Consider the following 16,894-nt stretch of genomic DNA (forward strand, 5'->3'; position numbering starts at 1 on the left):
GCCCGGCGGTGCCACGCTGACGGTCATCGGATCAATCATCAGGTGACGCCCCCATGCCCCGCCCCGCCGCCATCGACCGCCACATGACCCCGGCCCAATGGGCCCTGCTGTTCGGCCTGTCGCTGCTGTGGGGCGGCTCGTTTTTCTTCAACGAGGTGGCGGTGCGCGAATTGCCGCCGTTCAGCGTGGTGGTCGGGCGGGTCCTGCTGGCCGCCCTGATCCTGCTCGCCGTGCTGCGCCTGCGCGGGGTGCGGCTGCCCGGCGAGGCCCGCCTGTGGGGCGCCTTCCTGATCATGGGGCTGCTCAACAACGCGCTGCCGTTCAGCCTGATTGTCTGGGGGCAGACCAGTCTGGCTTCCGGTGTTGCCGCCATCCTCAACGCCACCACGCCGCTGTTCACGGTGCTGGTGGCCCATCTGTTCACCGCCGACGAGAAGGCGACCCCGGGCCGTCTGCTCGGCGTCGCGGTCGGCCTGGGGGGCGTTGCCGTGCTGGTCGGTGGGGCCTCCGGCGCCGGCGGCGAGGGGGCGGCGCTGGCCGCCCTGGCGGTGCTGGGGGGCGCCCTGTCCTACGCCTGCGCCGGGGTTTTCGGGCGCCGCTTCCGCACCCTGGGGATCAGCCCCCTGGTCACCGCGACCGGGCAGGTGGTCGCCTCCAGCGCCCTGCTGTTGCCGGTCATGCTGGTGGTCGACCGGCCGTGGACCCTGGCCCTGCCCGGGCCGGCCACCTGGGGGGCCCTGGTCGGGCTGGCCAGCCTGTCGACGGCGCTGGCCTATCTTCTCTACTTCCGCCTGCTGGCCACCGCCGGGGCGACCAACCTGCTGCTGGTCACCCTGCTGATCCCGGTCAGCGCCCTGCTGCTCGGCGTCGGGGTGCTGGGCGAGGTGGTGCTGGGCCGCCATCTGGCCGGCATGGCGCTGATCGGCGGCGGCCTGATAATCCTCGACGGGCGCCTGCCGGGCCGCCTGCTCGGCCGTCTGTCGCGCCCGGGAGCCGCCCGATGAGCCCGCCTCCGGTCACAACCGACACCCCCGAGGATCGTTGGCGGGCGATGTGTGCGCGCGACCCGGCGGCCGACGGGCGGTTTGTCTTCGCCGTCGTCACCACCGGGGTCTATTGCCGGCCCAGTTGCTCGGCCCGGCGGGCCCGGCGGGAGAACGTGCGCTTTTTCGACACCCCGGCGGCGGCCGAGGCGGCCGGCTTCAGGCCCTGCAAGCGCTGCCGGCCGGAGCTGGGCGAGGCCTTGCCCCACGCCGCCGCCATCGCCGCCGCCTGCGCCACCATCCGCGCCGCCGAGGTCGAGCCGCCGCTGGCCGAGCTGGCCGCCGCCGCCGGGCTCAGTCCCGAGCGCTTCCGGCGGGTCTTCAAGGCCCAGGTCGGGCTGACCCCGAAACGCTTCGCCATGGCGGTGCGCAAGCAGCGCCTGCGCGACGGCCTGGGGACGGCGCGCACGGTGACCGAGGCCATCCATCAGGCCGGCTATGGCAGCGCCGCGCGGGCCTATGCCGAGCACCACGGCCCGCCACCACGTCGCCAGCGCGCCGGGATGGCCGGCGAGACGCTGTCCCTGGCCACCGCCCCGACCAGCCTGGGCGAGATCGTGGTGGCGGCCAGCCCGGCCGGGGTCTGTCTGGTCGAGTTCCTCGACGGACGGGACCCGGCGGCGGTGCTCGCGGCCCGTTTTCCCGATGCCCGCCCCGCTCCCGGCCCCGGCACCGGCTCCGACCCCGGCTCCGACCCCGGCTCCGAACTGGGCGCGGCGCTGGACGACTGGCTGGCCGCCGTGGTCGCCTGCGTCGAGGGGGCGCCCGGGCCGGCCGTCGAGCTGCCGCTGGACATCCGGGGCACCGTCTTCCAGGAAAAGGTCTGGCAGGCCCTGCGCGCCCTGCCGCCCGGGCGGACCGTCAGCTATGGCGAGCTGGCCGCCGCCCTCGACCATCCCGGCGCCGCCCGCGCCGTGGCCGGGGCGGTGGCCGACAACCGGCTGGCCGTGGTGGTGCCCTGCCACCGGGTGATCCGGGGCTCCGGGGCCCTGGCCGGCTACCGCTGGGGGATGGCGCGCAAGCGGGCCCTGCTGGCCCGCGAGGCCGGCGAGGTGCCAGCGGGCGAGGATTGATACCAACCGGGGGAGCCAGGGGCTCCCCCGGCCCCCCTCCATTCATTCATTGATCTCCGACCGCGCGGCCACTCCCTGGTTGTTTTCGAAAGGCCAGCGAAGCTGGCCTGCAACCAAAAACCCCGGGCGTTCCGCTCGGAGGTAGCGTTTGATCACCAACGAATGGAGGGGTCCGGGGAAGCCCTGATTCCCCGGTGGGGGTTTGGGGGCAAAGCCCCCAACTAATACCAAACCGCGATGAGTCCTCCTCATCGCCGGTTGGTATGAGGCCCTTCCCCCCGGCCGTGGCGGCGTTTAGGTTGGGTCCAGTCGGCTCTGTTTCGGGTAGTTCCCATCCATGTCGCAGCACACCTTGTCCGGCCGCCGGGGCGTGGCCCGGCCGGCGCCGTTCGGCGATGGCCGCCAGGGGCGCATCGGCATTCTCGGCGGCTCGTTCAATCCGGCCCACGACGGCCACCGGCACATCAGCCTGATCGCCCTGAAGCGCCTGCGTCTGGACGCCGTGTGGTGGCTGGTCACGCCGCAGAATCCGCTGAAGGCGCCCGATGGCACCCTGCCGCTGGACCACCGTCTGGCCGCCGCGCGGGCGGTGGCCGATCATCCGCGGCTGGTGGTCACCGACCTGGAAACCCACCTGGGCACGGTGCAGACGGCGGAAACCCTGAAGGCCCTGACCCGGCGCTTTCCCCGGGCCCGCTTCGTGTGGCTGATGGGGGCCGACAACCTGGCCCAGTTCCACCGCTGGCACCGCTGGCGGAACATTCTCGAGACCTTGCCGGTGGCCGTCTTCGATCGCGGCCCGCACGCCCATCGTGCCCTGCTCAGCCGGGCCGGTCAGGCCTACGCCGCCCGCCGCCTGCCGCCGCACCGGGCCGGCCAGTTGATCGACCGGGCGGCCCCGGCCTGGGCCTTCCTGCCCATCCGCCGCCACCACGCCACCGCCACCGCCATCCGCCACGGCAGCGCCGGGGGGTGAGTCCAGTTCGGAGAAAAGGTTGGCAGCAAAAAGCTGGCAACAAAAAGGGGGGCCAACGCGCCCCCCTCTTGATCCGTGTCCGTTGGGTCGGTGTCCTCAGACGGCCTTGGAGTGGCGCTGCTCGCCCTTGACCAGATAGGTGTCGAACACCGCCGCCGCGGCGCGCACCAGGGGGCGGCCGTCGTGGGTGACCGAGATGCGACCGTCCTCGATGGACACCACGCCATCGGCCGCCAGATCGCTGAGCGCCGCCACTTCCTTGTCGAAGTCGGCCGCCGAGACGCCGTAGGGCGCGCCGACCTGATTGAGGTCGACCGACAGATCGCACATCAGCCGCTCGATGATGTCGCGGCGCAGGCGGTCGTTGTCGTCGGTGGCGAAGCCCCGGGTGGTGGCCAGCTTGCCCTCGCGCACCGTCGCCTTGTAGGCGTTGATGTCCATCTCGTTGACGGCATAGCCCTGGGGCAGGCTGGAAATGCCCGAGGCGCCCAGGCCGATCAGCACCGGGGCGCTGTCGGTGGTGTAGCCCTGGAAGTTGCGGTTCAGGCGCTCTTCCTTCAGGGCGACGGCCATTTCGTCATCCGGGGCGGCGAAGTGGTCGAGCCCGATGGCCACGTAGCCGTGGTCGGCGAAGCGCTGGTGGGCGGCTTCGTATTGCAGCCAGCGCTCTTCCATGTCGGGCAGGGTGTCCTCGGGGATCATCTTCTGGTGGCGGCGCATCCACGGCACGTGGGCGTAGCCGAACAGCGAGACCCGCTTGGGCCCCAGTTCCACCGCCCGGTCGATGGTCTCGCGCACGCTGTCCACCGTCTGGTGGGGCAGGCCGTAGACCAGATCCATGTTGAGGTCGGTGATGCCGTAGCGGCGCAGCCAGTCGATCACGTTGACCACCAGATCGTGCGGCTGCACGCGGTGGATGGCTTCCTGGACGTCGGGCTTGAAGTCCTGCACGCCGACGCTGGCCCGGGTGACGCCGGCCTCGGCCATCGCCTTCACATAGGCCTCGTCGGCCGTGCGCGGGTCCAGCTCGACGGCGATCTCGGCCTTGTCGCGCAGCGGGAAGCGGCTTTTCAGGTGGCCGATCAGGCGGCTCAAATCCTCGGCCTTGAGGATGGTCGGGCTGCCGCCGCCGAAGTGGATGTGCTGGGTGGTCATGCCGGCGGGAATCGCCTCGGCCACCGTGTCGATCTCGGCCAGCAGGGCGTCCAGGTAGTCGGCCACCGGGGCGTACTGCTTGGTGATCTTGGTGTGGCAGCCGCAGAACCAGCACATCTCGGCGCAATAGGCGATGTGCAGGTACAGCGACAAGGGCAGCGACGAATCGAGGTTCGACAGCCAGTCGCCGAAGGTTTCGGCCCCCACCTGCGGCCCGAAGTGGGGCGCCGTGGGGTAGCTGGTGTAGCGCGGCAGGCGCAGGTCGTATTTGTCGATCAGGTCCCGTCTCATGGCGTGAGGTCGCTCACCTATCCGGTTCGTCATGCCGTCGGGCGCCGGGCGGCTCCGTCTCCGGGGTCGGGGCCAACGTCCGTCCGCCTGTCGATAGCGCACAGGTGGGCGCGCCGTCCATGGAAATCGACCCCCTGTCCGCCCGGGTTCGGTGCTTGGCCCAAGTCCGGGTGCGGGTATACTGCCGGCTCGTGTCCCTCCCGCCGCATCGAGTCGCCATGCCCCGCTTCGCCGCCAACCTGGGTTTTCTGTTCTGCGAGTTGCCGCTTGAAGAGCGCTTCGCGGCCGCCGCCAAGGCCGGTTTCAAGGGGGTGGAGATCGCCTTCCCCTATCACCTGACGGCCGAGCGGGTGGGCGATCTGGTCGCCATGAACGGCCTGGAGCTGGCCCTCATCAACGCCCCGCCGGGCGACTGGGCGGCCGGCGAGCGCGGTCTTGCCGCCGTGCCCGGGCGGCGCCAGGAATTCATGGAGAACATGGAGGTGGCCTACGACTGGGCCGAGTTCCTGGACCTCAAGCGGGTTCACGTGATGGCCGGCATCGTCCCCGAGGCGGACTGGGAGGAGGCCCTTGAGACCTACCTCGAGAATCTGGCCCGGGCCGCCGACCTGTTCTCCGACCTCGACACCGTGCTGACGGTGGAGGCGATCAACACCCAGGACATGCCCGACTACTTCCTCTCCCGGCCCGAGGACGCGGCCCGGGTGGTCGAGATGGTCGGGGCGAGGAACCTGCGCATCCAGTACGACCTTTATCACGCCCAGATCATGCAGGGCGGCCTGAGCGACTTCCTGGACAGCCACATCGAGCACATCGCCCATGTGCAGATCGCCGGCGTGCCGGGCCGCCACGAGCCCGACCGGCTGGGCGAGGTCAACTGGCCGTACCTGTTCGGGCTGCTCGATTCCCACGGCTACGGCGGCTGGGTGGGCTGCGAATACCACCCCCGGGGCGACACCCGGACCGGGCTGGCCTGGGGCCGCGACTGGGGGTTGGGCTGAACCGGGGTTGGGCTGAACTGGGACCTGAACCGGGACCTGAACTGGGGCCTGGGCTGAACCGGCCGCCCGGGCGCCCGCGCCCTCAGAAGCGCCAGGTGGCGTCCACCATCAGGGTGTGGGCGGCCAGATCATCGGTGTAGTCGGTGCCGCTGAGGGCGGTCAGGTAGCCGTAGCGGCCGCCCACCGTGATGTCGTCGCCGACCGCCACCTCGATCCCGGTCTTGAACTGCCACGCGAACACGGTGTCGCTGCTCGAGGCGCCGGTCAGCGTCGTGCCGCCGATGCTGGTCACCGTGTCGTCGTAGCTGGCAAAGCCGATGCCGCCGCCGATGAACGGCTGGATGTGGCCCGAGGTGTCGACCAGCGGGGTGAACAGCAGGTTGGCCATGCCGATCACGGTGGTGATGTCGCCATCCACCGGGGCGCTGCCGTTGACCACCACGGCGCTGGTGCCGTCGTTGAAGGTGACGCTGCCGGAGATGCTCTCGTAGTCGAACTGGGCATAGGCCAGCTCGGCCTCGCCGACCAGCCACTCGGTGATCTGGTAGCCGCCGATCAGGCCGATGGCCAGCCCGGTGTCGAGGCTGATCTCGCCGCTGCCGGTGACGGTGACGCCGCCGGAGGTGGTCGCCGCCGACACCCCGATGTCGGCCGGCAGCGCGGCGCCGCCCTCCAGCCCCACGTAGGCCCGACCCTCGGCGAAGGTCATCTCGCCGGCCCGCGCCGGGGTGGTGGTGGCCAGGGTGGTGGCCACGGTGGTGGCCAGGGTGGTGCTCAGGGCGGTGACCAGACAGAGGGCGGCGACAGGCAGGGTCCGGTTGGGCATCTCTGGGGTCTCCGGGCGGCGGGGCGGATCGGGACGGCCGGCACCCGGGCAGGGGTGGGGCCGCAACACGCATACGGGTATACGTCGCCGGACTCCCGCCATCAAGGTGAAGGGCGGTTGCGGGGAATATCGCGCCTTGAGTGTTGCCGTTGGGGCACAGATGGAGCGCCGTCCGGCGCCCGCCGGGATGATTCCCGGGCGGCGTCAGGCGCCGCTCTTGTCGCCCTTCTCGGCCAGCAGGGCGTCGAGGTCGGCCTGCATGCGGTTCAGGCGGTCGCGCAACTCGCTCACCTGGGCGGTGTCGAGGCTGGCGCCCTGGCCCGCCGGGCCCTGGCCCTGGGCGTCGGCCTTGGAGGGGGCCTCCTGGCCGGGGCGGGCCTCGCCATAGAAGGGCGAGAACATGCGCAGGGTGTTCTCGAACAGCGCCATGTTCTGCTTGCTCATTTCCTCGAACTGCTGGAGCGGGAACATGCCCTCCAGCGCGTTCTGCATGGCGCCGCGCATCTGCTCTTCCTGGCGCGCGAAGGTGGCCATGGAGTGCTCCAGATAGCGCGGCACCAGACCGCCCAGGGAATCGTCATAGAAGCTGATCACCTGACGCAGGAAGCTGATCGGCAGCAGGTTCTGGCCCTTGTTCTCTTCCTCGACGATGATCTGGGTCAGCACCGAGCGGGTGATGTCCTCCCCACTCTTGGCGTCATAGACCACGAAGTCGACGTTCTCCTTGACCATGGTCGCCAGGTGATCGAGCGTCACATAGCTGCTGGTCGCGGTGTTGTAGAGCCGCCGGTTGGCGTACTTCTTGATGGTCACCGGACGCGCCGGCGCCTCGGGTTTGGCCTCGGCGGGGGTCTCGGATTTGGCGTCCGGCTTGGCGTCCGGCTTGGCGTCCGGTTTGGCGTCCGGCTTGGCCTCGGGCTTGGTGGAGCGGCCGGGCTTGGCGGGGGCCTTCGGGGAACTGCTCTCGTGCATGGACATCGGGCGGCCGGGGTCTTCCGAGGAATGGGTGGGACGGCGCGCGCGGTGAAACCAGCGGTGGCGCGGTGCAACAAGTTTCCCAGGGGCGGCCAGGGCGCGCAACAGAATTCTCCCGCCAGCGGTTCGCCGTCCCCCATCTGTCGTTGGCTCGCTGCCCACCCGTGACAGCCCCCGGCCGGCTGCGATATGCTGCCGCCATGAGCACACGCGACGACAACCGACCCGGGACCGGCGGCGCCGGCCAGGGGCCCCGCGATGGCCACGACCACTCGACGGGCGACTCGACCGGCGACTCGACCGGCGAGGGTGCCGACGATCTGTCCGCCCTGGCCCGCCGCTACCTGGACCTGTGGCAGGACCAGATCAGCCGGGCGGCCAGCGATCCCGCCCTGGCCGAGGCGATGGGCCGCACCTTCCAGGCCCTGACCAGCGGCGCCGGCGCCTTTGCCGAGGCCGCCCGGCGCGGCTTCGAGGCCGGTCAGGGCGCCACCGCCGGAAGCTCCGCCCATGCCGACGCCGACGCCGCCCCCGACGCCGCTTCTCGGTCCGCGCCCGCTGCCCCTGCACCTGAGCACGGCGGCGACGGCGTGGCTCAGCTTGCGGCTCGCCTGCGTCGGCTGGAGGAGCGGGTTGCCGCCCTGGAAGCCGCCCGGGACGCCGGACCCGCACAGCCTGCTGGCGGCGGGGACTGATCCCACCCTCCTCCTGAACGCCCTGGAGCACGAAGCGGACCGCCGGCTGGTCGCCTTCCTGGATGGCGTGCTGGCCTACCGCCGCCGGCCCCGCCCGCCGCGTCCGCCCCCGGCCCCGGCCGTCTGGCGCGAGGGAACCACCACCCTGCGCGCCCCGCCGGCGCCGTCCGACGGCCCGGTGGTGCTGATCGTGCCTTCGCTGGTCAACCGGGCCTACATCCTCGATCTGGCCCCACAGCGCTCGTTCATCGCCCATCTGGCGGCCAGCGGCCTGCGTCCCCTGCTGCTCGACTGGGATGCCCCGGGCGAGACCGAGCGCGCCTTCACCCTCGATGACTACGTCAGCGGCCGCCTGGAGCGGGCCCTCGGCGTGGCCCGCCAGCTCAACGGCGGCCGGGCGCCGGTGCTGCTCGGCTACTGCATGGGCGGCACCCTGGCCGCCGGACTGGCCCTGACCACGCCCCAGCCGCCGGCCGCCCTGATCACCCTGGCCGCCCCCTGGGACTTCCACGCCGCCGCCTCCGGCGGCCTGCCCCCGGACAGCCTGTGGCCGCTGCTCGAACCGGTGGTCCAGGCCCTGGGCGAGCTGCCGGTGGACCTGATCCAGATGCTCTTCGCCGCCCTCGATCCCGGGCTGGTGCCGGCCAAGTTCCGCCGCTTCGCCGGCTGGGCCGAGGACGACCCCCGGGCCATCTGGTTCATCCGCCTGGAAGACTGGCTGAACGACGGCGTCGCCCTGGCCGGCCCGCTGGCCCGCCAATGCCTGGAAGACTGGTACGGCGCCAACCAACCCGCCCGCAACCAATGGACCCTGAACGGCCACACCGTCGACCCGACCAAAGCCCGCTGCCCGGCCCTGATCGTGCGCTCGACCAGCGACCGCATCGTCCCCGACGCCTCGGCCAAGGCCCTCGGCGACACCTGGAAGGAAGCCGACGCTCTGCCCCTGTCGGCCGGACACATCGGCATGATGGCCGGCTCCCACGCCACCACCAGCCTCTACCAACCCCTCACCACCTGGCTTGAACACCACCTGCCAACTTCCGGGGCATAGCGGGCAACGCCAAGGGGGCGCTGCCCCCTTGGAACCCCCGCCGGGGGGACCAGGGGTCCCCCCGGACCCCCGCCGCGACTTAAAACCCCACCAAGGGGGGCAAGCCCCCCTTGGTGGGGTTTTGATTCATGGTGGGGTCTGGGGAGGCCCCCGGCCTCCCCAGCGGGGTTCAAAGGGGCAGCGCCCCTTTGCATGGCCAGCCACGCCCCGGAGGTTGGCGGGGGTGCTCAGACCGGGGTGGCGAGGGCTTGGCGGAAGGCGTGTTCGGCGGCGACGTCGCCGTCGCGGGCGGCCCGCGCAAACCCCGAGGGAAGCGAAGCTTCCCGACGACGGTTTGCGCAAACAATGGGGCGCTGGCCGCCCGGAATGGGCACGGCGGGGCTCAGGCCGACAGCGCCTGACGGAAGGCGTGTTCGGCCGCGACGTCGCCGTCGCGGGCGGCCAGCGCCAGGGCGGCGCGCACGGTTTGACGCAGGTTCTGTCGGCCGTTCGGCGACTGGCGCAGCAGGGCCAAGCGGGTATCGGCGTGGGCGATGGGCAGGCCGAGCACCCGTTTGAGGGCGGCCAGTTCAAGGTCGGTCCGGCCGCTTCCGGCGGGACCGGGGCCGCGCCGCAGGCAGGGGGCGGTGGGCGACATGCGGAAGCGGCGGGACACGGGCTCGCTGCCGTCGGCGGCGGGCGGCTGTGGCAGGAGGGCGAAGGGGGCGTGGCGGCTCATGGGGGGCTCCGACATTCTGTCGCGGCACGGGCGGGCGCGGCTTCGGCCGGGCCCGTTGGCGGTTTTGGTTGTGACAACTGGCCACGCTAACGGCCGCGCCGGCGCCGGTCTGTGACGGCGGTCATGTTTTGGTCGGTGCCTTGGCCAGTCCCTTGGCCGGGAGGCCCGCTCATTCGGTCGACTTGGTGGCGTAGGGCTCGAAGTGGCGTTGGGCCGGGTCGGCATCGAGGGGGCGGCCGATCATCGGGAAGGCGCGCTGGCGGCAACTGGGCCGTTCGCAGAGCTTGCAGCCCGGGCCGATGGGAGTCACCGCATCGGGGTTCGCGGTGTCGAGGCCGCGTCCGTAGACCAGTCGCCCGGCGTGGGAGAGGTCGCAGCCCAGCGCCACGGCGAACTGCTTGCGCGCCGCGCCGTAGCCGGGCGGGCCCTGATCGACGGTGCGCGCCACCCACAGGTAGCGTCGCCCGTCGGGCATTTCGGCGGCCTGGGTCAACACCTCGCCCGGGTGGGCGAAGGCCTGGTAGATCTTCCACAGCGGGCAGGAACCGCCGAAGCGCGAGAAGTGGAAGTCGGTGGCCGACTGGCGCTTGGAGATGTTGCCCGCCCGGTCGACGCGGATGAAGAAGAAGGGAACGCCCTGGGCGCCCGGCCGTTGCAGGGTGGACAGCCGGTGGCAGGCGGTCTCGAACCCGACGTCGAAGCGCCGGCCGACCAGCTCGATGTCGTAGCCTTCGGCCTCGGCGGTTTCGAGGAAGGCGCGGTAGGGCAGGATGACGGCGCCGGCGAAGTAGCTGGCCAGGCCGATGCGCAACAGCACCGAGGCCTCGGCATCGAGGCCGGCGTCGGCGACCAGCCGGCCGATGACGCTGTCCTGTTCCAGCAAGCCCAGTTGCACCGCCATCTGGAAGGCGCGCTGTCCCATCGACAGGTGCTCGGCCAGATGCAGCACCCGGGTCGCCTCGTCGTAGCGGCGCAGCGGGCCGGCATCGGCCACCATCCGGAGGCGCACCCCGTGCCGTCCGGCCAGCCGCGCGGCCAGTCCCTCGGCCATTGCCCCGACCGGCAGGCCATCGCCGACCGTTTCGCCGGCCTCGTCCAGCAGGGGCACGTAGTTGCGCCGCTCGTAGAACCAGTCGCGCACCGCCTCGAAGGCGGTCGGCGGCAGCGGCGCGCCTGTCCCGCCGGAAACCCGCTCGGCCAACAGGTCGGCGCGTTCGGTGGCCTCGCGCAGGCGGCGCTGCATGCCGACGATGGCGCGCGCGATGCCCGGCATGTTGGCGGCAAGCTCGCGCAGCTCGGCGGTGCTGGTCCGTTCTCCCTGATCGCCGAGGGCGGCCCGCAGGTCGCTGATCAGGCGTCCCTCGTCGCCTTCGGCGAACAACTGCACGTCGAGGCCCAGCACCTCGTTCAGGCGCAGCAGCACGGGCACGGTCAGCGGGCGCTGGTTGCGCTCGATCTGGTTCAGGTAGCTGGGCGAGATGTCGAGCATCCTGGCCAGCCCGCTCTGGGTCAGGCCGCGCTCCTCGCGCAGCACCCTGAGGCGGACGCCCATGAAGGTTTTGCTCACGGCCCAGACCTTCGCAAAATTCGCAAATCCACAGAGAGGCGTTCGCAATTCGACGCCTCTTTAGGACTTTATCGCGCTCTGGCGATCATGAGAAGGAGGATTTGTGAAATTTGCAAAAGAGCCATCATGCCGGACCCCACCATCCTCACCGAAATGATCCTGCCCGATCAGGCGAACCACTACGGAACCCTGTTCGGGGGCCGCGGCCTGTCGCTGATGACCCGGGCGGCCTTCGTGGCGGCCAGCCGTCATGCCCGGGAGAAGGTGGTTCTGGTCGCCTGCCACGACGCCCGCTTCGACGAGCCGGTGCCCATGGGCAGCCTGTTCGTGCTGGGCGCGACCGTCGTCGGGGTGGGCCGCAGCTCGATGCGGGTCCACGTCGAGGGGGTGTGCGAACGCCCCGAGGCGGGCACCCGCCGGCAGGTTTCGCAAGCCACCTTCACCATGGTCGCCGTCGATGCCGCCGGCCGGCCGGTTCCCGTCCCCCCGCTGGAAGCAGACGCCGCATGAAAACCCATACCGTCAGAACCTGGAAGTCGGCCGAGCATCTGCCGCGAGAAGAACAGCTCGCCTGGAAGATTTCCCGGGTCGCCGTCGATCCGGTCGCGGTCGAGGACGAGGTGGCGGAGATGATCATCAACCGGATCATCGACAACGCCGCCGTCGCCGCCGCCTCGCTGGCCCGCCGGCCGGTCGCCTCGGCCAGGGCGCAGGCGCTGTGCCATCCCCACGGCCCCGGCGCGACGGTCTTCGGAATGGGCCCGGAAACCCGGATCAGCCCCGAATGGGCCGCCTGGGCCAACGGCGTGGCGGTGCGCGAGCTCGACTTCCACGACACCTTCCTGGCGGCCGACTATTCGCACCCGGCGGACAACATCCCGCCCCTCCTGGCGGTGGCCCAGCACACCGGCAGGTCGGGCGCCGAGCTGATCCGGGGCCTGGCCACCGGCTACGAGATCCAGGTCAACCTGGTGCGCGGCATCTGCCTGCATGAGCACAAGATCGACCACATCGCCCATCTCGGCCCCTCGGCGGCGGCCGGCATCGGGACCCTGCTGGGGCTGGACACCGAGACCGTTTATCAGGCGGTCCAGCAGGCGCTGCACACCACCACCACCACCCGCCAGAGCCGCAAGGGCGAAATCTCGTCCTGGAAGGCCTACGCCCCGGCCTTCGCCGGCAAGATGGCGATCGAGGCGGTGGACCGGGCGATGCGCGGCGAAGGGGCACCGAGCCCGGCCTGGGAAGGCGAGGACGGCTTCATCGCCTACCTGCTCTCGGGGCCGGGGACCACCTATCAGGTGCCGCTGCCCGAGCCGGGCGAGGCCAAGCGGGCGATCCTCGACACCTACACCAAGGAGCACTCGGCCGAGTACCAGTCGCAGGCGCTGATCGATCTGGCCCGCCGCATGGGCCCGCGGATCGGCGATCTGGCGGCGGTCGAGAGCATCGTGATCCACACCAGCCACCACACCCACTACGTGATCGGCACCGGGGCCGGCGATCCGCAGAAGCTGGACCCCAAGGCCAGCCGGGAAACCCTCGACCACTCGATCATGTACATCTTCGCCGTGGCCCTGGAGGACGGCGGCTGGCACCACGTCGACAGCTACACGCCGGAGCGCGCCGGGCGCCCCGCCACCGTTGCCCTGTGGCACAAGATCTCGACCACCGAGGACCCCGAGTGGACGCGGCGCTACCACGCCCGCGATCCCAGGGAGAAGGCGTTCGGCGGGCGGGTCGTGGTCACCCTGAAGGACGGTCGGGTGATCGAGGACGAACTGGCCCTGGCCGATGCCCACCCCGACGGCGCGCGGCCCTTCCGGCGCGAGAACTACCGGCAGAAGTTCCTGACCCTTTCCGACGGCATCCTGGCGGCCGCCGAGCAGCAGCGCTTCCTGGCCGCGGCCGAGGGGCTGGCCGAGCTGAAGGCCGGCGATCTGGGCGCCCTCAACATCGCCGTCGCCCCCGGGAAACTGGGCGCCGCGCGCCCCACCGGCATCTTCGACGTCACGGCCTGAGGGAGGTGGACATGACGACACCCAAACCCAAACCCAAGCCCAAGAAATCCGTCGCCCTGTCCGGGATCGAGGCCGGCACCACGGCGCTGTGCACGGTTGGACGCAGCGGCAATGACCTGCACTACCGGGGCTACGACATCCTCGACATCGCCGAGACCTGCACCTTCGAGGAAATCGCCCATCTGCTGGTCCATGGCGAGCTGCCCGACGTGGTGCAGCTCCAGGCCTATCAGAAGCGCCTGGCCCGCCTGCGTGGCCTGCCGGCGATGGTGCGCCAGACGCTGGAGACCCTGCCCGCCGCGACGCACCCCATGGACGTCCTGCGCAGCGGTGTCTCGGCGCTGGGCTGCGCGCTGCCCGAGGTCCACGACCACAACCCCATCGGGGCGCGCGACATCGTCGACCGGCTGATGGCCTCGCTCGGCTCGATGCTGCTCTACTGGCATCACTTCGCCCACAACGGCCGCCGCATCGACGTGGAGGGCGACGAAACCTCGATCGCCGCGCACTTCCTGCGGCTGCTGCACGGGTGCGCGCCGTCCGAGGCGCACATCCGCGCCATGCAGACCTCGCTGGTTCTGTATGCCGAGCACGAGTTCAATGCCTCGACCTTCGTGGCGCGTTCCATCGCCTCGACCGGGTCCGACATGTACTCGGCGATCACCGGGGCCATCGGCGCCCTGCGCGGGCCCAAGCACGGTGGCGCCAACGAGGCGGCGTACGAAATCCAGTCGCGCTACGACAGCTCCGACGCGGCCGGCGAGGACATCCGCACCCGGGTGCGGGCCAAGGAGATCGTGATCGGTTTCGGGCACCCGGTCTACACCGTCTCCGATCCGCGCAACGTGGTCATCAAGCGGGTGGCCAAGGCGCTGTCGGACCAGTCGGGGGACAGCCGCCTGTTCGAGATCGCTGAGCGGATCGAGTCGGTGATGGCCGAGGAACGCCGGATGTTCCCCAACCTCGACTGGTTCAGCGCCGTGTCCTATCACCTGATGGGCGTGCCCACCGCCATGTTCACGCCGCTGTTCGTGATCTCCCGGACTTCCGGGTGGGGGGCGCATGTCATCGAGCAGCGGGCCGATGGCAAGATCGTCCGCCCCTCGGCCATCTATACCGGTCCCGAGGCCCGGCGGTTCGTTCCCCTGGCCGAGCGCGGGCAACGCCCGTCGCATCGCGCGGCATAGGAGGGCCCGATGCCCTATCTGGTGGCCAACGATCTGCCCGACGGTGCGGCCGGCGCGCGCCTGCGCGCCCTGCTCGAGGCGCCCGGCATCCTGCGCCTGCCCGGCGCCCACAACGGCATGGCGGCCCTGCAGGCCAAGGCGGCCGGCTTTCAGGCGCTGTATCTGTCGGGCGCCGCCATGACCGCCTCCATGGGGCTGCCCGACCTGGGCATCATCACGGTCGACGAGGTGGCCTTTTTCATCCGCCAGATCGCCCGCGCCAGCGGCCTGCCGGTGCTGGTCGATGGCGACACCGGGTATGGCGAGGCGTTGAACGTCATGCACATGGTCCGCGTGTTCGATGAGGCCGGCGCCGCCGCGGTGCACCTGGAAGACCAACTGCTGCCCAAGAAGTGCGGCCATCTGAACGACAAGAAGCTGGCCGACCCCGCCGACATGGCGACCAAGGTGGCGGCGGCGGTCAGGGCGCGGCGCGATCTGATGATCGTTGCCCGCACCGACGCGGCCGCCTCGGAGGGGGTCGAGGGCGCCGTCGCCCGGGCCAGGCTCTATGTCGAGGCCGGGGCGGACGCCATCTTTCCCGAGGCGCTGACCAGCGTCGAGATGTTCCGCCAGGTGCGCGCCGCCCTGCCCGGGGTCAGGCTGCTCGCCAACATGACCGAGTTCGGCCGCACGCCGGCGCTGACCGCCGCCGAGTTCGAGGAGCTGGGCTACGACATGGTGATCTGGCCGGTCTCCTCGCTGCGCGTGGCCAACAAGGCGCAGGCCGAGCTCTACGACGCCCTGGCCCGCGATGGGGCGACCACCGCCCTGCTCGCGCGCATGCAGACGCGCCAGGAGCTGTACGACACCATCGGCCTGGGCACCTTCGAGGCGCTGGACCAGTCGATCGCCGCCTCGGTGACGCCGGATTGGAAGGTCTGAGCCACCCCGGGGCTCCCGGAAGACGTGGGCCGGCCGCAAACAGGCGACCGTCAGGGAAGGGAGCCCGGGCATGTCCGACCGCACATCCGCCACCCGGTCAGGCCTTGCGCAGATTCCCAGCCATCGGGAACGGATCGCGGCGATGCTTTGCGGCCATATCAAGAGCCAAGACCGTGTTGCGTGAGTCACCAACCCCGCAGCGCGATCCTGGCGTCTGCCCGCGCCTTGGCTGCACCTGCCTTGCCCTGCATCGGCTCGCCCGCTGCCTGGAGGCGGCGGACCGCGTGTCGCGGCCCGTCTCGCCGCATCTCGAGATCACCGGGCGGGCCCACCTCGATGGCTGTGCGCAAGGCTGTTCGGCCGAGTTCAGGCTCTCTCCCCGGGGTGTGCGCATCTGGTGCGACGGACAGGCGGAGGTGGTGCCCAGACAGGACGCATGAGACGGGAGTCTCGCGGCGGCTCAGAGCGCCACCGCCCGGGCCAGGTCGACGAAGCCCGTGAAGTAGTCGGGGCGTGGTCCGGTGCGGATGCCCAGATGGATGCTCTTGGCGATCCCCTCGCCAAGCCGCACCGCCCGCACCCCGGCCACCTCGCCGACCAGCCAGTCGGGCGTCGCGCTGACCGCCCGGCCCGAGGCGACCAGACGCAGCATCAGGTCGGTGGTCTCGACGGTGCGGTGGCGGCGGGGCAACGCCCCGGCGGGCACCAGGAAGCGGGTGTAGATGTCCAGCCGCTCCGGCGCCACCGGGTAGGTGACCAGGGTTTCGCCGGCCAGATCGGCCGGCTCGACCCGCGCCTTGCCGGCCAGCGGGTGGGCCTCGGCGACGGCCAGCACCAGCTCGTAGTCGAACACCGGCAGGTAGTCGAGGCGCGGCCGGGCGATGGGGTCGGGGGTCACCAGCACGTCGATTTCATGGCCCAGCAGGGCGGCCAGCCCGCCGAACTGGAAAGCCGAGGTGACGTCGATGTCGACGTCCGGCCAGGCGGCCAGGAAGGGGTCGATGACGCGCATCAGCCAGTCCTGGCAGGGGTGGCATTCCATGCCGATGCGGATCGCCCCGCGCCGCCCGCGCGCATAGTCCTCGAGCACGCTGGCCCCGTGTTCGAGCTGCGGCAGCACCCGGTTGGCCAGCCCCAGCAGATAGTCGCCGGAGGGGGTCAGGCGCAGGCGGCGGCCCTCGCGCTCCCACAGGCGCACGCCGTGGCGCGCCTCGAAGCGGCGGATGGCGTGGCTGACCGCCGACTGGGTCAGGCACAGCTTGTCGGCGGCCTGGGTCAGGCTGCCGCTGCGCTCGATCTCGCGCAGGATGGCCAGGGGCTGAAGGTCGATCATGTCACATGACTCCCAGTCATTCTTCTCTGAAATATTCCCATTTTTCGTCATGCGC

17 protein-coding genes are annotated in these 16,894 nt (G+C 71.1%); 11 read left to right on the forward strand and 6 right to left on the reverse strand.

From position 1 onward, the window contains the following. The first annotated feature begins 53 nt into the window (after positions 1–53). From BLR95_RS07635 to BLR95_RS07645, 3 genes are all read left to right on the forward strand, one after another. Positions 54–1,004, forward strand: a complete 951-nt coding sequence (locus tag BLR95_RS07635) for a DMT family transporter (RefSeq protein WP_092617852.1) — start codon at positions 54–56, stop codon at positions 1,002–1,004. Continuing rightward, positions 1,001–2,116, forward strand: a complete 1,116-nt coding sequence (locus tag BLR95_RS07640; RefSeq protein ID WP_092617855.1) for a methylated-DNA--[protein]-cysteine S-methyltransferase — start codon at positions 1,001–1,003, stop codon at positions 2,114–2,116. The genes BLR95_RS07635 and BLR95_RS07640 overlap by 4 nt, the downstream gene beginning before the upstream one ends. A 337-nt stretch (positions 2,117–2,453) precedes the next feature. Then, positions 2,454–3,092, forward strand: a complete 639-nt coding sequence (locus tag BLR95_RS07645) for a nicotinate-nucleotide adenylyltransferase (protein ID WP_092617858.1) — start codon at positions 2,454–2,456, stop codon at positions 3,090–3,092. Positions 3,093–3,188: 96 nt separating this feature from the next. On the opposite strand, the gene hemN is transcribed toward BLR95_RS07645, so the two are convergent. Then, complete coding sequence (gene hemN / locus BLR95_RS07650) at positions 3,189–4,538, reverse strand: oxygen-independent coproporphyrinogen III oxidase (protein ID WP_092617861.1); 1,350 nt, start codon at positions 4,536–4,538, stop codon at positions 3,189–3,191. Positions 4,539–4,756: 218 nt separating this feature from the next. Here hemN and otnI point away from each other — a divergent pair, with 218 nt between their 5' ends. Next, positions 4,757–5,539, forward strand: coding sequence for a 2-oxo-tetronate isomerase (otnI, locus tag BLR95_RS07655; protein ID WP_092617864.1), 783 nt, complete (start codon positions 4,757–4,759; stop codon positions 5,537–5,539). A gap of 82 nt (positions 5,540–5,621) precedes the next feature. Here the strand turns inward: otnI and BLR95_RS07660 are convergent, their stop codons facing one another. Beyond that, positions 5,622–6,365, reverse strand: a complete 744-nt coding sequence (locus BLR95_RS07660) for an outer membrane protein (RefSeq protein ID WP_143130955.1) — start codon at positions 6,363–6,365, stop codon at positions 5,622–5,624. A gap of 204 nt (positions 6,366–6,569) precedes the next feature. Then, complete coding sequence (gene phaR, locus BLR95_RS07665; protein ID WP_245689350.1) at positions 6,570–7,343, reverse strand: polyhydroxyalkanoate synthesis repressor PhaR; 774 nt, start codon at positions 7,341–7,343, stop codon at positions 6,570–6,572. Positions 7,344–7,540: 197 nt separating this feature from the next. Here phaR and BLR95_RS07670 point away from each other — a divergent pair, with 197 nt between their 5' ends. Together BLR95_RS07670 and BLR95_RS07675 are read left to right on the forward strand one after the other, a co-directional pair. Then, positions 7,541–8,035, forward strand: a complete 495-nt coding sequence (locus BLR95_RS07670; RefSeq protein ID WP_245689352.1) for a hypothetical protein — start codon at positions 7,541–7,543, stop codon at positions 8,033–8,035. Beyond that, entirely contained in the window at positions 7,974–9,089 is a 1,116-nt protein-coding gene (locus BLR95_RS07675; RefSeq protein ID WP_143130956.1) for an alpha/beta fold hydrolase, read from the forward strand. The genes BLR95_RS07670 and BLR95_RS07675 overlap by 62 nt, the downstream gene beginning before the upstream one ends. Positions 9,090–9,471: 382 nt before the next feature. Here BLR95_RS07675 and BLR95_RS07680 read toward each other — a convergent pair whose 3' ends face one another. Then, complete coding sequence (locus tag BLR95_RS07680; protein ID WP_092617874.1) at positions 9,472–9,807, reverse strand: hypothetical protein; 336 nt, start codon at positions 9,805–9,807, stop codon at positions 9,472–9,474. Positions 9,808–9,976: 169 nt separating this feature from the next. Beyond that, positions 9,977–11,374: a short-chain fatty acyl-CoA regulator family protein gene (locus BLR95_RS07685; protein WP_092617877.1), complete on the reverse strand. Its 1,398-nt coding sequence runs from the start codon at positions 11,372–11,374 to the stop codon at positions 9,977–9,979. 126 nt (positions 11,375–11,500) lie between these two features. On the opposite strand from BLR95_RS07685, the gene BLR95_RS07690 reads away from it, so the two are divergent. The 5 genes from BLR95_RS07690 to BLR95_RS15485 all read left to right on the forward strand — a co-directional run bounded on the left by BLR95_RS07690 (position 11,501) and on the right by BLR95_RS15485 (position 15,946). Then, positions 11,501–11,884: an acyl-CoA thioesterase gene (locus tag BLR95_RS07690; RefSeq protein WP_092617880.1), complete on the forward strand. Its 384-nt coding sequence runs from the start codon at positions 11,501–11,503 to the stop codon at positions 11,882–11,884. Beyond that, complete coding sequence (locus BLR95_RS07695) at positions 11,881–13,395, forward strand: MmgE/PrpD family protein (RefSeq protein ID WP_092617883.1); 1,515 nt, start codon at positions 11,881–11,883, stop codon at positions 13,393–13,395. Before BLR95_RS07690 ends, BLR95_RS07695 begins: the two co-directional genes overlap by 4 nt. Before the next feature lie 11 nt (positions 13,396–13,406). Continuing rightward, positions 13,407–14,582, forward strand: a complete 1,176-nt coding sequence (gene prpC / locus BLR95_RS07700) for a bifunctional 2-methylcitrate synthase/citrate synthase (RefSeq protein WP_092617886.1) — start codon at positions 13,407–13,409, stop codon at positions 14,580–14,582. A gap of 9 nt (positions 14,583–14,591) precedes the next feature. Beyond that, positions 14,592–15,506 carry a methylisocitrate lyase gene (gene prpB / locus BLR95_RS07705; RefSeq protein ID WP_092617889.1) on the forward strand — a complete coding sequence of 305 codons (915 nt, stop codon included), beginning with the start codon at positions 14,592–14,594 and terminating at the stop codon, positions 15,504–15,506. Positions 15,507–15,682: 176 nt separating this feature from the next. Then, on the forward strand, positions 15,683–15,946 hold the full coding sequence (locus BLR95_RS15485) for a hypothetical protein (protein ID WP_143130957.1): 264 nt from the start codon (positions 15,683–15,685) through the stop codon (positions 15,944–15,946). Between the two features lie 20 nt (positions 15,947–15,966). Here BLR95_RS15485 and BLR95_RS07710 read toward each other — a convergent pair whose 3' ends face one another. Then, the gene (locus BLR95_RS07710; RefSeq protein ID WP_092617892.1) at positions 15,967–16,839 is read right to left on the reverse strand and encodes a LysR family transcriptional regulator; all 873 of its coding nucleotides are present in this window, start codon (positions 16,837–16,839) and stop codon (positions 15,967–15,969) included. Positions 16,840–16,894: the final 55 nt, after the last annotated feature.

It is taken from the genome of Roseospirillum parvum, assembly GCF_900100455.1.
In the GTDB taxonomy this organism is placed as follows: Bacteria; Pseudomonadota; Alphaproteobacteria; order Rhodospirillales; family Rhodospirillaceae; genus Roseospirillum; species Roseospirillum parvum.